The organism is Rhodococcus sp. IEGM 1409 (genome assembly GCF_030056735.1).
Taxonomy (GTDB): domain Bacteria; phylum Actinomycetota; class Actinomycetes; order Mycobacteriales; family Mycobacteriaceae; genus Rhodococcus_F.
Map to the genome: position 1 here is coordinate 742942 of NZ_JASHKN010000001.1, position 15564 is coordinate 758505.

The window sequence follows — 15564 nt, forward strand, 5'->3', positions numbered from 1 at the left end:
GTCGGCTGAACCACGTGCCCTGTGGCCGATCCTTCTCAGAAATCGGACGTTCGCTTCCGGAACCCGACTTTTCCTGTTACCTTGCCTTACTAGACAGTGACCTAAGGAGAGGCCTTACAACCGCGAAAGCGACGACCCAGGCCCGGGTTCACGTCGAAGGAGTTCACCCACGTGGACACGGTTTCGACCGATGTCCGCCATTCCACCATCGAGTACGCCCCTAGCTTAGAACTCGACATAATCCGTCCGAAGGACCCACCGCAGCCGTTGCCTGCGATCGTGTGGATCCACGGCGGTGGATGGCGGCTACAAGACCGCACGGCCAGCCCAGACCTCGCGAAGTATTTCGCTTCAGAGGGATACGTGATGGTCAGCATCGACTACCGGTTGGCGCCGGACACAATTCACCCCGGCCAATTGCTCGACGTTCGCAGCGCAGTGCGCTGGCTTCGCAGCAACGCCGCCGAACATCTTGTGGATCCTGATCGAATTGGGCTCTGGGGATCGTCGGCCGGAGGGCACCTCGCAGCGCTTGCCGGCATCCATTCCTCGACGCTTCGCCTGGAACACGAAGAGGCCTCATCCGTCAGCTCCGCTGTCCACGCCGTCGTCAACGGTTATGGTCCAGCGGATCTTCCTGCACTGGTGAATCTTTCGTATCCGATCTCCGAAGCCGAAGAACGATCGCCCGAGGCATCACTGTTGGGTGGACCGGTTCGAGACAACCTCACCGCCGCACGCGACGCGAGTCCGGCACTCGTAGTCAAAGGCAGAACACCCCCGTTTCTCGTCATGCACGGGGCCGAGGACACGATGGTTCCATTCCACCAAAGCATCGCCCTGTACGAGTCGCTCGCCTCCTACGGAAACGACGTGATCCTGTATCTCGTCGACGGTTTCGGCCACGGCTTCTTCAATCCTGGCCATGTGCTGGAGTTGGGGCCTGGGCTCAGTCTCGATCAGGGGCATCTCGAGCGTGATCCGTCCGCGCCTGCAACCATCCGAGCGTCCACCGACCGCGGGACGCAGTTCGTCGAACTTCACCCGTGCGCGTCGTTCGCGACGATCGAAGCATTTTTCTCTGGAACGCTGAAAGCAGGTGCACCCGTCACATGACCACATTCGACATTCCGAGCCTCGACGACGTCCAGTCCACAGTCCCCGAATCGGATTCTCTGCCAGGGCGTTGCGTGCCCTATCACCTCTCTGCCGGCGAAGGCGAGCGATACCAACTAGGCGGCCAACTCCTCACGGTCGTCGCCCGCCCGCAGGATACGGGTGGACAGTTCGGTGCCGCCTTCGTCTACGGCGGCGCAGGTGTAGAGACGCCGTTCGTCCAGCACTCTGACGAATTCCGTTTCCTGTACGTCACCGACGGTCGACTCCAAGTCTGGCTTCCGGGCGAAACCAACGTCCTTGTAGCGGGAGACGCAGTGTCGATCCCACCCGGCACGCCGTACGCGTACCGTATGCTCGCGCATCGCACGCGATTCCTGAGTTGGCTCACCGTCGGAGACGGACACAGTTGGGGTGCAACATCGGGCACCGCCACTCAGTCGCACGTCTTCGACATCCGCGCTGACCAGAACGTTTCGGATGCGCGTCAATCCGAACTCGCAGCGCAGTACGGAGTTCGAGTACTGGACCTGGAAAAGAAGGATCTCCCCTCGTCGCCGGGATCGATTTTGCCCCAGTCCAGTTCGGCCTATGTCCTGCGCGCTGGAGAAGGTGACCGATGGGCGAGCATGGACCAACTCAACACCTATCTCGCACGCTCCCGAAACACGGATTCGACGTACTTCGCGATGCACACCAGCGGCGGCAAGAGTCCATACATCCCGTTGCACTTCCACCGTCAGCACACCGAGAACTTCTTCTGCCTCGAGGGCCGGATTCTGTTGCACGCGAACGGCAAGGAAATCCTTCTGACCAAGGGCGACTTCCTGCACGCACCTGCAGGCACCGTGCACAGCTTCTCGTTCGCCAGCCACAGTACCCAGATGCTCGGACTCCTGACCACCGGTGTGTTCGAGAAGTTCTTCGAATACATGAACCGTCCGACCGAGGCTCACATCCACGTCGAAGGCGGCGACATGACTTTCCCGGGTGAAGGATTCGGACGCGCTCGTGCCGAACTGGACCTGGAAGTAGTCGGGCCGCCCCCAACCGCCGGTCGGTGACGGCGACGCATGCTCTGGTCCTCAGGCGCAGAGCCCCTGTGCGCCTTTTTGGTAGTGGGCACTACCGGAAAGGCGCACAGGGGGTCAGCTCAACCATGTATTGCCGAAGAGCAGGATTCCGTCTGCGCTCGGAGTCACGCCGTGAACGTTCTCGCGCCACGGGATGAAAACCTTGCCCGAGTTGACCACGGCCATCGGTGCCGTCTCGTTGACCACTGTCTGAATGTCGTCGATGACGGCTCGCCGCTCATCCTCGCCCGACGCCGTTTGCAGCTTGCCGAGCAACTCGTCCATCCGAGCGTTCTTGTAGCCGAGGATGTTCGACGGTGATTCGCTGAACAGATTGCCGTACATGCGCACGAACGGTGACTCTTCCAGCACGTTGAACGCGAAGTAGGACACGTCGTAGTCGTGCTTTGCGTACAGCATCGAGATCAGGTCGTTGATGCTGGTTGCGTAGGTGATGTCGACCGTGAAACCCACTGCCTGCAAGAGCGACTGAAACGTCAGCGCGCTGCGCTGCGTCGCCGGATCGTTCATTCCGACGTATGTCAGCTTTCCGTCGTACCCGTCGGCCTTCGCCTCGGTCAGATACTTCTTCGCGGCCTCGGGATCGAAACCGTTCCCGGACACCGAACCGTGCCACTGCGACCACGACGCGAACATGTCGGTGCCGGGTTCGCCGAAGCCGCCTTGAACTCGCTCGTTGAACGTAGTCGGGTCCACCGCAGCGACAATCGCCTTACGCACGCGCTCGTCCTTCGCTACCCGATCGTCGCGCTGATTGATTGCCAGAACTCCGGCCATGCTGGCCGAGTACACAAATCCGGGGTCGCCGGCCTCGAAAGCCTCGTGAATGAAATCGGGAGACTTCAGATAGGCAACCTGAATTCCGTCGGTGTGCAATCCCTCGAGTTTGCTCTTCTCGTTGACGATTGCGGGAAAGCGCAACTTCTCGAGGTACGGCGCCCCATCCCAGTACGTCGGACGGGCAGCGAGCACCAATTCGTCCTGGGAGGCGAACTTCTCGACGGTGAACGGTCCTGCCCCGATCGGGGTGAACGTGCCGGTAGCCATCGACGAGGGTGCGACGATCATGCCGGGACCGGTGGTGAACATGATCGGGAACTCGTCCCACGGCTGCGCCAAGGTGAAGACGACCGTACTCGGATCCGGTGAATTGTTCTCGCGCACAGCGGTCTTCCATACCAGGGCGTGAGTTCCCTTCTTCTGCAGATAGTGATCGATGCTCCACAGGACTGCCGAACTGTCCATCGGAGTGCCATCGCTGAAGGTGACGCCGTCGCGCAATTTCAGTGTCCACACTGTGTTGTCGTCGTTAGCCGACAAGGACTGAGCCAAGTGGGGAACGTATTCGCCCGCCGCGGTATCGAAACGCATCAGAAGGTCGTAGATGGCTGCCATTTCGCTTCCACCGGTAGCGCCGCCGTCCTGACGGTCGCCAGGATCGAGACTGCTGATCCCGTTGTACGTGGCAAACGACACCGTGCCACCCGAGCGCGGCTCTCCCCCGTCGTTCTGCTCACCGACAACTCCGACCGTCACGTCCGATGCATTCGTCGTCATACCTTGGCTGCTACCCGCGCACCCGGTCACCACCAGTGTCGCCGACGCCAGGACAACCATCCAGATTCGAGCGCGAGCTCGGCACGAGCGCTTCATTGCGACTCACTTTCACAGTTCACGGACACGTCGAACCTTGAATCCGACACCCGACAGATTTGTAAGTGAATTCTAGGTATGGACCAATCCTGCGTCTTTGTTTTCACAAAGCTGAAGCGATAATTCGAATCGGGGGCGGCAGAAACAAGAATCGAATTCTAGGCACTCACCATTCCGCGGAACTTTCCTCTCGTGGTGACCCCGCTCCACTCGACCACCGCCGCCGTCAGGCGTCGTCTCCGTTCCAGTTGCGTCGACATGCTGTCCGTATCCAGGGGAGACTCGTCGCTGCGCGCAGTCACGCGCGTCACGATAGTTCAGGAAGGTCGCCGAATTACCAGGTTACAAAGTTTCATGAGAAGACTCGCGATCTAATACATACCTTGATCAACTGCGGGCCACGCTAGGGTTAGGCCATGAATGACCGGACAACCGATGACCAGCCAACCGTCGGCGAACTCAACTTCTGGTCGTTCATCGAACTGGCCAACAAGCGACTGGCCGCTGAACACGGCTTTCGCGATCAGTTGGCCACCGAGGTACTGCTGACGCTCAATCGAGCCTCCAACGTGGTCACCTACGATCTCGAGTCGTCGATCCACCGCCCTCGCGGCTGGTCATGGTCATCGTTCCGACTACTGTTCGTCACCTGGCTTGCCGGACCGATCGAGCCGAAGGCTGCCGCCGAGCTCACCGGGATGAGTCGAGCCGCGGTCTCCAACCTGTCCAAATCCCTGCTGGCAGATGGACTGATCGATCGCCGCCCTACCGAGAACGACGGACGCTCGGTCCAGCTGTACCTGACCGACAAGGGCCGAGAAGCCATGGTCGAAGCATTTCGCGAACAAAACGAACGCGAACACGCCTGGGTCAGCGTCCTGAGCGAAGCCGAACAGCGCATCCTTGTCATGCTCCTGGACAAACTGATCACCAACCGCAGCCAATTCGACGTACGCGGACGTAACTGACGCAGATCGATATCGCTCCGAGGGTTGCGCCCATCACACAATTTTAGTTAATGTATTTACTATCTGGTGGAGGTGAGCCAGGCGCAACAGCACAGAAGGAGCCCAGTCATGGCGTTCTATCGACAACTCGGCAACATTCCACCGAAGCGTCACACCCAACACCGTGACGAGTCGGGCAACCTCTACTACGAAGAACTGATGGGCGAGGAAGGTTTCTCCTCCGATTCGTCGCTGCTCTACCACCGCGAGATTCCGTCGGCCATCGTCGACGCAACGGTCTGGGATCTGCGCGACCAGAGCACCGCACCCAACCACCCCCTCAAACCGCGCCATCTGAAACTCCATGCACTGTTCCCCGAAAGCATCTGGAACGAGACCGACGTGGTAACCGGCCGTCGTCTCATACTCGGCAATGCCGACGTCCGGCTCTCCTACGTGGTTGCTTCCGCACCATCACCCTTGTACCGCAATGCAATCGGTGACGAGATGGTCTACGTCGAGTCCGGCGAGGCTACCGTCGAGACCGTCTTCGGCGCGCTCGACGCCCGCGAGGGTGACTACGTCCTGATTCCGATGTCCACGACCCATCGATGGATCCCCAGGGGCGACAAGCCACTCCGCGCTTACGCCATCGAAGCGAACAGTCACATCGTTCCGCCCAAGCGATATCTCTCCCGCTTCGGCCAGCTACTCGAGAACGCACCGTTCTGCGAACGAGACCTGCACGGACCGAACGCGCCCATGGTCGCCGAAGGCACCGACGTCGAAGTACTGGTCAAGCACCGTACGTCGGCAGGCATCGTCGGAACCCGAATGGTTTACCCCACACACCCTTTCGACGTCGTCGGGTGGGACGGCTGCCTGTACCCGTACACCTTCAACATCTCGGACTACGAGCCGATCACGGGCCGCGTTCACCAGCCGCCGCCGGCACATCAGGCGTTCGAGGGGAACAACTTCGTGATCTGTAACTTCGTACCACGCAAGGTCGACTACCACCCCCTGTCGATCCCGGTGCCGTACTACCACTCCAATGTCGACTCGGACGAGATCATGTTCTACTGCGGCGGGGACTACGAGGCGCGCAAGGGTTCCGGTATCGGGCAGGGTTCGATATCGATTCATCCCGGCGGCCACGCCCACGGCCCACAACCTGGCGCGTACGAACGAAGCATCGGCGCCGAGTTCTTCGACGAACTGGCCGTGATGGTCGATACGTTCCGGCCGCTCGAATTGGGTGAGGGAGCCTTGGCTTGCGAAGACGAAGCCTACGCCTGGAGTTGGGCAGGGCGGGGGCCTCGGCAATGACAATCATCTCTCCACTCCTCCGCGGCTTGTGTGACGACGCAGCACTCTTCCCACCCGGCAATGCTCCTCTCGCCGAGTCGGTTCCGGCCCACGCCGCCTACCTGCAGGCGGACTACGACGCTCTGGTCGGACCCTTCGTCTTTCCCTCGCCGCGATTGAGCGAACTGGCCGCGTATGTTTCGGCCGACAACCCGGTGACGCTGAGTCTGACCGTGCCGGCCGGTCCAGCCGATACGGCAGACGCATTGTCGAATGCACTCGCCATCGCTGGTGTTCGCGTCGCCGCCGTCGAGGTGGGATCTCCTGACGGGCTGGACGCCGATGCCGCCTTCGAGGAACTCGCTCGACTACATGCCGCTCATCCCGACGTCGACATTTTTGTCGAGGTACCCCGTGGTGATCGGCGCGCGGACTATCTGACAGCTCTCGAAACTGCCGGGTACTCCGCAAAGTTTCGCACCGGCGGAATTGTCGCCGAGGCGTACCCGAACGAGGAAGAGCTCGCCGATGCGGTGATATCCGTTGTCCGAGCGAATATCCCGTTCAAGGCAACTGCGGGACTGCACCACGGCGTGCGCAACACCGATCCGGAAACTGGCTTCGAGCAGCACGGCTTCCTCAACATCATGGTGGCCGTCGACGCTGCGAGGAGGGGCGCTGACCGCTCGGAAGTTATTGCGGCACTGGCGCAGCGCGATGAGGAATCGATCGCGCGAGCCCTGGCGAGCCTGACCGAGGACGAGGCCGCCGAAGTGCGTCGCCGATTCCTCTCGTTCGGTACCTGCAGCATCTCGGACCCTCTCACCGAGCTCGAAGGGCTCGGATTGATCGTCCGCTCCGACAAAACCGAAGGAACACTCATATGACCGTCACGACCATCGACATTCCCGCCGACTCACTGTTCGGTCTCGACAACCTGCCGTACGGGGTCTTCTCCCCCGCGGGAGGGATGCCGCGCATCGGTGTACGGGTCGCCGACTCGGTGGTCGATCTCGCAGCCACACTGGGTGATTCCGTCTTCTCCGAACCGACCCTGAACGCATTCATGGCTCAGGGCCGAGATCAGTGGATATCAGTGCGAGACCGGATCTCGGAACTCGTGACCGGTGAAATAGACTCGGATGCAGTGTTTTCCGTCGAATCGGTAAAGCTCCACTTGCCCATCGCAGTGGCCGACTACGTCGACTTCTACGCCTCGGAGAATCACGCAACCAACCTCGGACGGTTGTTCCGTCCCGACGCTGCCCCCTTGATGCCGAACTGGAAGCACCTTCCCGTCGGTTACCACGGACGCTCGAGCACCATCATCGTCTCCGGCACCGATATCATTCGCCCCTGCGGACAGCGCAAGTCACCCGATCAGGAGAACCCGGACTTCGGACCGTCGCGTCGCCTCGACATCGAAGCGGAGATGGGGTTCATCGTCGGAACTCCCTCGAAGATGGGTGATTCCATCACCCCGGACGAATTCGCCGAGCATGTCTTCGGCGCCGTCGTCGTGAACGACTGGTCTGCCCGAGACATCCAAGCGTGGGAGTACGTCCCCCTCGGTCCGAACCTGGGGAAGAGCTTCGCGACGTCCATCTCGCCGTGGGTCGTACCGTTGCTCGCCCTCGAAGCAGCCCGAATCGCCACTCCGGTCCAGGACCCCGAACCGCTCTCCTACCTGCGCGGTGAGGAGAAGTGGGGACTGGACATCGATTTGGCCGTCGAATGGAACGGTCACGTCGTCTCGCGACCGCCCTACGCGCAGATGTACTGGTCGCCTGCGCAGATGCTCGCGCACACCACCATCAACGGCGCAGCGGCGAGTACCGGCGATCTCTTTGCGTCCGGAACCATTTCCGGACCGGACAAGGATCAGCGCGGCGCATTCATCGAACTGACCTGGGGCGGCAAAGAACCCGTCGCAGTCGGCTCCGAGACTCGCACCTTTCTCGAAGACGGCGACACCATCTCCATCTCAGCCACCGCTCCCGGTGTCGGCGGTTCACGAATCGGCTTCGGGGATGTTCAAGCCCGTATTCTGCCGGCGACGCAGACCGAAAGGTAACCGTCGATCTGTCGACTCGGGAGACCGATTGACAACTGTTTGATTCACGCTGATCTGATGTCCGGAATTCCTTGCCTCACGATTCTCCGAAGATAAGCTGGACTAACCATCCAGAGCGATCGAGAGTCCTGGCTCCGTGACGTCGCAGCAACCCCCTCAGCTGAGGTGCGGGTGCTTTCTGCCAGGTCCGATGGAGGACTCGTGCCCGGCGATCGACCCCGTACCTCAGTGGGGACAGCAACTGTCATCGTGATCGTGGGCGGTGGACCCCGCGGTACCGGCGTACTCGAGCGTATCCTCGCTCACGAATCGGTAAACGCCGATCCCACGCCGATCGACATTCATGTCGTCGACCCGTATCCGGCAGGTGCCGGCCGTATTTGGCGAGGCAGCCAGGCGCCGCTCCTGTGGATGAATTCGACAACCGCGGACGTCACGATGTTCACCGACGCGACCACCGCAGTCACCGGTCCGGTACTGCCGGGTCCGACGCTCGCGGAATGGGTCGCCGAGAACTCGGCTGAGCTTGCCCAATTCCCCGAAATCGCGGCAGAAGTGCCGACCGTCACGCCGTCGTCGTTTGCATCGAGGTCACTGCAAAGCCGATACCTGAACTGGGTGTTCCAGACCGCGGTCGACTCTGCACCAGCGCACGTCGATGTTCGGGTTCATCGACGATCCGTGGTCGACATCGTGAACGTCGGCGAACTACAAAATGTTCATCTGGACGACGGCGTTGTCATCGAGGCGACGGCCGTCCTTCTCGCACAAGGGCACCCGGATGCGTTGGCTGCCCCGCGCGAATCCGCACTGAGCAGCTTCGCGTCCGAACACGGGTTGACCTATGTAGGTCCGGGATATACCGCCGACCTCGACGCCGATGTTATTCCAGCAGGCGAGCCGGTGCTGATCGCCGGACTCGGGTTGGCTTTCATCGACTGGATGGTTCTGCTCGCCGAGAGCCGCGGCGGCGTTTTCGAACGCGGTGACGACGGCGCCCTCTCCTACGCTCCCTCGGGTCGGGAACCACTGTTGTATGCCGGATCTCGTCGCGGCGTGCCGTATCACTCCAAGATTTCGTACTCGATCGCCGACGCTCTCCCACCGCTACCTCGGTTCTTCACCGCTGATCTTGTTCCCGGCGACGGGACGTTGGATTTCCGAAACGACGTCTGGCCCTTGGCGTCGAAAGAACTGGCAGGCGCCCACTATCACGAACTGTTCGCGTCACACCCGGACCGGACGGTGGGCACCTGGGAGGAGTTCGACGCCGAATTCGCCTCGCTGGCTTGGGGTTCGCCTCGATTGCAGGAACTGGTCGAGAACGCAGTCCCGAAGCCGGAAGACCGTATGGATCTCGAACGGCTGAACCGCCCACTCGGCGGCGAGCGCTACGACGGACTTGCCGAGGTCCAATCCCGGATCACCGAATACATCTCGGCAGACGTCGCGCGCCGGTCGGACCCGTATTTCAGCGCCGACGCAGCTGTCTTCTCAGCTCTGCTCTCGACGTACATGACTGTCGGAGAATTGTTGCGGCGCGGCAGAATCCCGGCCGAATCCGTAGCCAAGGACGTCGAGGGTTGGCTTCATTCGTTCTTCAGCTTCATTGCCAGTGGTCCGCCACCCGAGCGTCTGGAACAGTTGGTCGCCCTCAACGAGGCCGGCGTCGTCCAGTTCCTCGGCCCGGATTCGGTGTTCTCCACGGAGATCGATCCGGAAACGGGGGCTGGGATCTTTGTCGCTCGCAGTGCCTCGCACACCGATATCGTGGCCGCGAACACCCTCGTGGAAGCACGCTTGCCCGTCGCTTCCATCAGCGCGAGCGGTGACTCGCTCCTGCGGATGCTTCACGGTCGGGGCGAGGCAGTCGAACTACGTGCCACCGCCGACAGTTCCGCGAAGCTCGCAGTCGACGGCTCGTCACGAATTCTTCATCAGGACAACACCGCTCATCCTCGTCGCTTCGCTGCCGGGCCGTGGGTTGCCGGCCACAACTGGTCGGCGGCGTTCCCTCGCCCGCGCACCAATGCAGGGTTCTTCCGGCACAACGATGCCCTGGCGGTGGAGATTTTGGGCGCTGCGCGCCTGTGAGCGGTTAGGGAGTCCAGGGACTCCCTAACCGCTCACGGGGGCTGCGCCCCTCCTAGCTGAACACCAACTCACCCTCGTCAACCGCGACGGTGATGCTGCCACCCTCTTCGAGGAGATCGTCGAGCAGCATGTCGGCGATCTTGTCGTCGACCACACGCTGGATCGAACGGCGCAACGGGCGAGCCCCGAACTCGGGCTGATGCCCGTGCTCGGCGATCCAGTCCACTGCGTCGGCGGTGAACTCGATGTCGATGCCCTTCGACTGCAACCGCTTCCGACTGTCGTCGAGCAACAGATCAGTGATCCGGTGCAGTTGCTCGGTGTCGAGCTTGCGGAAGATCACGATCTCGTCGATGCGGTTGAGGAACTCCGGCCGCATCGATTCGCGCAATCTCGCCATCACGCGGTCGCGCAGCGGCTTCTCCGCCGACTCTGCGTCACCTGTGGTGAAGCCGAGTCCACCGGACTTGCTCGAAATGATGTCGGAGCCGAGGTTGCTGGTCATGATCACGACGGTGTTCTTGAAGTCCACTGTGCGCCCCTGGCCGTCGGTCAGGCGCCCGTCGTCGAGCACCTGGAGCAACGTGTTGAACACGTCCGGGTGTGCCTTTTCGATCTCGTCGAGAAGAATCACCGAGTACGGGTTACGACGCACCTGCTCCGTAAGCTGTCCGGCCTCGCCGTAGCCGACGTATCCGGGAGGCGCACCGACCAATCGGCTGACCGTGTGGCGTTCCCCGAACTCACTCATGTCGAAGCGCAGCATCTTGTTCTCGTCACCGAAGAGTATGGCAGCCAGAGCTTTTGCGAGCTCCGTCTTACCGACTCCGGTAGGCCCGAGGAACAGGAAGCTACCGACGGGGCGATCCGGATCGCTCATACCTGTCCGGCTACGACGCACCGCACGTGCGATGGCGCGAACGGCATCATCTTGTCCGATGACACGACCGTGCAATTCCTCCTCCAGACGGCGCAGACGATCCTTCTCTGCCTGAGTCATCTGGCTGGCCGGAATACCCGTTGCGCGAGCGACAACTTCGGCGATCTGTTCAGCGGTCACATCCGGAGTTTCCTCGGAAGGAGCAGAGGATCCTGCCTTCTCGAGACGCTTTGCGACGGCGTTGATCTCGTCACGCAGGGTCGACGCCTTCTCGTACAACTCGTCGGCGACGGCTTTTTCCTTGTCGCTCTCGAGCTGCTCGAGACGCTGCTGCAGGGCAGCGGTGTCTACCGTGGCCGTCCTCAAACGGAGCCTGGCGCCGGCCTGGTCGATCAGGTCGATTGCCTTGTCCGGCAAGAACCTGTCGCCGATGTAGCGTGCCGACAGCTCCACGGCAGCGGTGATCGCCTCGTCGGTGTAGTGCACCTTGTGGTGATCCTCGTACCGACTGCGCAAACCGCTCAAGATGGCGATCGCGTCCTCAATCGACGGCTCTCCGACCTGTACGGGTTGGAAGCGCCGCTCGAGCGCGGGATCCTTCTCGATGTTCTTGCGGTATTCGTCGAGCGTGGTGGCGCCGACGATGTGCAGTTCACCGCGAGCGAGCTTGGGCTTGAGGATGTTTCCGGCGTCCATCGCGCCTTCGGCACCGCCGCCTGCACCGGCGATGGTGTGCATCTCGTCGATGAAGACGATCAGCTCGTCCTTGTGTGCGGTGATCTCGTCGATCACCTTGGTGAGCCGTTCCTCGAAGTCACCGCGGTAACGGGTACCCGAGACCATATTCGACAGTTCGAGCTGGACGATCTTCTTGCCCACCAACGATTCCGGTACGTCCCCGTCGACGATGCGCTGGGCCAGACCTTCGACGATGGCGGTCTTGCCGACGCCGGCCTCACCCACCAGGACCGGGTTGTTCTTGGTACGGCGGGAGAGGATCTCGATGGTCTGTTCGATCTCGTCGGCGCGACCGATCACCGGATCGACGCCGCCGTTGCGAGCGCGATCGGTGAGATCGACGCTGTACTTGTCGAGCGTCGGAGTGGTGGACTCGTCCTCCACTGGACCGGCCGCGGGATTCTGAACAGCGGCCTGCAGCTTCTCCGGCGTGATACCGGCGGAAGCGAGCAGGCGACCCGGGACATGATCGGGGTCACCGGCCAGTGCGATGAAGAGATGTTCGGGGTCGATGTACGTCGATCCCAGGGCTCGGGCCAGTTGATGTGCCTCGAGTAGAGCAGTTTTGACGGCACTGCTGAGCGCGGGAGCAGAGTATGCACCCTGCTCACGCCCCTGTGGTAGTCGCAGGTCGACGGCGTCGACCACGGATTTCGGGTCGGCTCCGGCGCGCTGCATGAGCGTGCGGACCGGATCCTGCTCCGCCATCACGCGGAGAACGTGCAGTGCATCGAGATCCGAATCACCGCGAGCAGCCGCTACGCGTGCAGCGTCAGCCATGAGTTGCTGGGTGGCCCTGCTCATGAGCCGGGAAATATCGATGCGACCGGGACCCTCGGGCCCGAAGAATGCTGGCATTCCGAAGCCTCCTTGCAGAAAGTTGAGCGTTACTGACTCAATTAACGTGCATGGGGCTCGATCAATTCCCGCGGGCTCAGATTTGTTTCAACACCCTCGGGCCGAAGATCGTTCTCAACTACCGAAAGATCCGGTAGATCGACCGACCGGGTACGCCTCGATGTGCATGATCACCGATCCCTCGCAGGGACCACTCTTGATGTCGGTATGCCACGAACCCTTCAGGCTGCCATCGGGCTGAGGTGTGTAGTACGCGTCCGAGTGCGCCGGCGACCACACCTTGGGCACACCCTCACCCTGGTAGCAATCCCACTCCCAGTCATAGGGGTGCACCCAACTGGTTCCGTCCCAGGTATATTGCGCCGGCTGCGGCAAAGTCGGATTGGCGGGAGCCGGCCCGCCCACCACTGTGGCAACACAAACTCCGCCCGAGCAGTCCGTCTCGAACGTGTACGTATCCAAGAAATCCGGCTCCCATTGGCTGGCGGCCAGACTTGTACCCGTCTTGGTCGCGGCGAAGCGCTTGAGCGAGTAATCACCGGACCAGTTCGCGTCCGCCGCCCCCGCGGGCATCGCCCCTGCTACAAACCAACCAGCAACCAGCGCAACCACCAACAATGACTTCCGCATGCGTGAAGTGAATCACAAGCTATGTCCGAATTGTCGGATACTGGCCGCAAGAACACCGACCACGATCAGCACCAGCGCCACCAAGGGCAACGCTCCCGCACCCCTGTTCGCCAGGACCAATCCACCCACGACACCGCCCGCTGCGATCGCCGAATTGAAGATCGTCACGAAAACCGATTGCGCAGTGTCCACCGCGTCGCCCGTCGTTTCCGCGAGCGCAGTCTGAAGGAGAGTGGGAGCGCCTCCGAATGCCACACCCCATACTGCAACGCTGAGTGCGATCACTGCGAAGTTGTCACCGCCGACGCCCAAGGCCGTCAAAGCTGCGGCAAAGACCACCAAGCTCAACATGGTGAGACTTCGAAGCGCCCGGTCGACGAACACCCCGACCACACCGATGCCCACGAAGGCGAAAAGTCCGAACACGAACAAGACGATTCCCAATCGATCGCCGAAACCGATGCGGTCCAGAAACGCCGCCAGATACGTGTACACAATGTTGTGCGCGAGGATCCACAAGAACGCGACAAGGAGAATCGGTCGTACGCCAGGCAAGACCAGGACTTTCCGCACCGACAGCCGCCGATCCGCTTGTTGCCCGGGAAAGTCCGGCATCACTGCGAGTATCCACACCACCAGAAGTAGCGCAGAACCCGACATCAATGCGAAGACGACGCGCCAATCGACCAAGGTCCCGAGCCACGCCCCCATCGGAACGCCGATTGCCAACGCAATCGGCTGTCCGACTGAGGCAACCGCAACGGCCCGCCCCTGCAGGTGAGGGGGCGCCATCCTGCGTGCGTACCCGGCAAGCAATCCCCACACCACACCTGCCGCCATGCCCGCCAGAAGCCGAACACCCAAGGTGAGAACAAAATTCGACGACAGCGCTGTCACCAGATTGAAGACACCGAACCCTACAATCGCCGACACCAGGACTGCGCGTCGTCGCAATCCCCGGGTCAATGCGATCAGCGGTACAGCTCCTACGACCGAGCCCAACGCGTATGCAGTGACCAATTGCCCAGCGCCGGAGACAGATACGGACAGTCCTGACCCGATCTGCACCAGTAGTCCGGCCGGCATGGTTTCGGTTGTGATCGCGATGAATCCCGCCATTGCGAGTGCCGACAACCCGGCCAGCGGTAGCGTCCGGACGGAATCGGTCTCCGCCAGCGCCGAAGTGGCAGTCTCGTCCGAGTTCGCGCTCACCTCGTCGGTGTTTCGGGACTGCCTTCGCCCGCCTGGCCGGAACGGACCAGTTCTGCAATCGACGCCCAGTCCATCTCGCCCTGACCGTTCGCCAGAGCCTGAGTGAGCACGCTTCGAAGTACGCCACCGAACGGCAAATCCAGATTGACGCTGCCGGCGGCGTCGAGCGCAAGCCTCAGATCCTTGAAGCCCAGAGCTGTGGTGAATCCCGCGGGCTCGTACTGACGCGTCGCGACGAGGTTTCCGTAGCTGGAGTAGACCGGTCCCGGGAAGATCGTCGAGGTCAGCAGTTCTACGAGTTGACTTCCGTCCACACCTGACCTCTCCCCCAATGTGATTGCCTCACCCAAGGATTGAATCGCGGCGAGGATGAGATAATTGCCGATGATCTTGACGATGTTGGCCTGCTCCGGACGCTCACCTTGTGGCCACGTGCGCGCCCCGATGACGTCGAAGAACGGCTGTACTCGCTCGAGAAGGGCACTGTCGCCGCCGGCGATGATGTTCAACTGACCAGCCTGAGCAACAGAAACGCGTCCGAACACCGGCGCCGCGACGTAACCGATGCCGTACTCGGCGTGCAGTCCGGCGGCGCGCCTGGCAAGGTCGACGCTGACGGTGGCCATGTTGACGTGCACGGTCCCACTCGGAACGGATGCGAGTACGGCGGGATCCAGAATGGCCGCGGACACAGCCGAATCATCCGCCAACATCGACAGCACCACACCGGACTCGAACGCCTCGGCAACGGTTTTCGCGCCGGTCGCCCCTTCCTCGACCAGTTCGGCTTCCGCTTCAGGGCTGCGATTCCACACCGTCACGTCGAAGCCTGCGCCCATCAGATTTCGTGCGATGGGACGACCCATCGCACCCAACCCGACCACGGAAACAGAAGTCATGGATTTCCCTCTCGAAAGTGTTGAACCATCTAAGACGGTTCAAGACTCTCACACGGGTACA

The 15564-nt window shown here is 61.6% G+C and carries 13 protein-coding genes and 1 riboswitch; of the genes, 7 read left to right on the forward strand and 6 right to left on the reverse strand.

Features of this window, described 5'->3' with window-relative positions; translation table 11 throughout:
* The first annotated feature begins 171 nt into the window (after nucleotides 1-171).
* Together QM716_RS03690 and QM716_RS03695 are read left to right on the forward strand one after the other, a co-directional pair.
* Nucleotides 172-1116: an alpha/beta hydrolase gene (locus QM716_RS03690; protein WP_283302459.1), complete on the forward strand. Its 945-nt coding sequence runs from the start codon at nucleotides 172-174 to the stop codon at nucleotides 1114-1116.
* Nucleotides 1113-2180, forward strand: a complete 1068-nt coding sequence (locus QM716_RS03695; protein ID WP_283302461.1) for a quercetin 2,3-dioxygenase — start codon at nucleotides 1113-1115, stop codon at nucleotides 2178-2180. The genes QM716_RS03690 and QM716_RS03695 overlap by 4 nt, the downstream gene beginning before the upstream one ends.
* 84 nt (nucleotides 2181-2264) lie before the next feature.
* Here the strand turns inward: QM716_RS03695 and QM716_RS03700 are convergent, their stop codons facing one another.
* Nucleotides 2265-3863, reverse strand: a complete 1599-nt coding sequence (locus tag QM716_RS03700; RefSeq protein ID WP_349307341.1) for an ABC transporter substrate-binding protein — start codon at nucleotides 3861-3863, stop codon at nucleotides 2265-2267.
* 158 nt (nucleotides 3864-4021) lie between these two features.
* Nucleotides 4022-4165: a hypothetical protein gene (locus QM716_RS03705; protein WP_283302465.1), complete on the reverse strand. Its 144-nt coding sequence runs from the start codon at nucleotides 4163-4165 to the stop codon at nucleotides 4022-4024.
* Nucleotides 4166-4279: 114 nt separating this feature from the next.
* Here QM716_RS03705 and QM716_RS03710 point away from each other — a divergent pair, with 114 nt between their 5' ends.
* The 5 genes from QM716_RS03710 to QM716_RS03730 all read left to right on the forward strand — a co-directional run bounded on the left by QM716_RS03710 (nucleotide 4280) and on the right by QM716_RS03730 (nucleotide 10286).
* Nucleotides 4280-4831: a MarR family winged helix-turn-helix transcriptional regulator gene (locus tag QM716_RS03710; protein ID WP_283302466.1), complete on the forward strand. Its 552-nt coding sequence runs from the start codon at nucleotides 4280-4282 to the stop codon at nucleotides 4829-4831.
* Nucleotides 4832-4939: 108 nt separating this feature from the next.
* The gene (locus QM716_RS03715; protein WP_283302467.1) at nucleotides 4940-6139 is read left to right on the forward strand and encodes a homogentisate 1,2-dioxygenase; all 1200 of its coding nucleotides are present in this window, start codon (nucleotides 4940-4942) and stop codon (nucleotides 6137-6139) included.
* Entirely contained in the window at nucleotides 6136-7005 is an 870-nt protein-coding gene (locus tag QM716_RS03720) for a hypothetical protein (protein WP_283302469.1), read from the forward strand. The genes QM716_RS03715 and QM716_RS03720 overlap by 4 nt, the downstream gene beginning before the upstream one ends.
* Nucleotides 7002-8192, forward strand: coding sequence for a fumarylacetoacetase (gene fahA, locus QM716_RS03725; RefSeq protein WP_283302470.1), 1191 nt, complete (start codon nucleotides 7002-7004; stop codon nucleotides 8190-8192). The genes QM716_RS03720 and fahA overlap by 4 nt, the downstream gene beginning before the upstream one ends.
* A 103-nt stretch (nucleotides 8193-8295) precedes the next feature.
* A riboswitch (SAM riboswitch) is annotated at nucleotides 8296-8389 on the forward strand.
* 31 nt (nucleotides 8390-8420) lie between these two features.
* A complete protein-coding gene (locus tag QM716_RS03730; RefSeq protein ID WP_283302471.1) occupies nucleotides 8421-10286 on the forward strand; it encodes an FAD/NAD(P)-binding protein in 1866 nt (621 codons plus the stop codon).
* 52 nt (nucleotides 10287-10338) lie between these two features.
* On the opposite strand, the gene QM716_RS03735 is transcribed toward QM716_RS03730, so the two are convergent.
* From QM716_RS03735 to QM716_RS03750, 4 genes are all read right to left on the reverse strand, one after another.
* Nucleotides 10339-12762 carry an ATP-dependent Clp protease ATP-binding subunit gene (locus QM716_RS03735; RefSeq protein ID WP_283302472.1) on the reverse strand — a complete coding sequence of 808 codons (2424 nt, stop codon included), beginning with the start codon at nucleotides 12760-12762 and terminating at the stop codon, nucleotides 10339-10341.
* 114 nt (nucleotides 12763-12876) lie between these two features.
* A complete protein-coding gene (locus QM716_RS03740; RefSeq protein WP_283302473.1) occupies nucleotides 12877-13392 on the reverse strand; it encodes an Rv2253 family sensor-like surface protein in 516 nt (171 codons plus the stop codon).
* A gap of 12 nt (nucleotides 13393-13404) precedes the next feature.
* Entirely contained in the window at nucleotides 13405-14604 is a 1200-nt protein-coding gene (locus tag QM716_RS03745; protein ID WP_283302474.1) for an MFS transporter, read from the reverse strand.
* Nucleotides 14601-15503: an NAD(P)-dependent oxidoreductase gene (locus QM716_RS03750; RefSeq protein ID WP_283302475.1), complete on the reverse strand. Its 903-nt coding sequence runs from the start codon at nucleotides 15501-15503 to the stop codon at nucleotides 14601-14603. The genes QM716_RS03745 and QM716_RS03750 overlap by 4 nt, the downstream gene beginning before the upstream one ends.
* Nucleotides 15504-15564 lie beyond the last annotated feature (61 nt).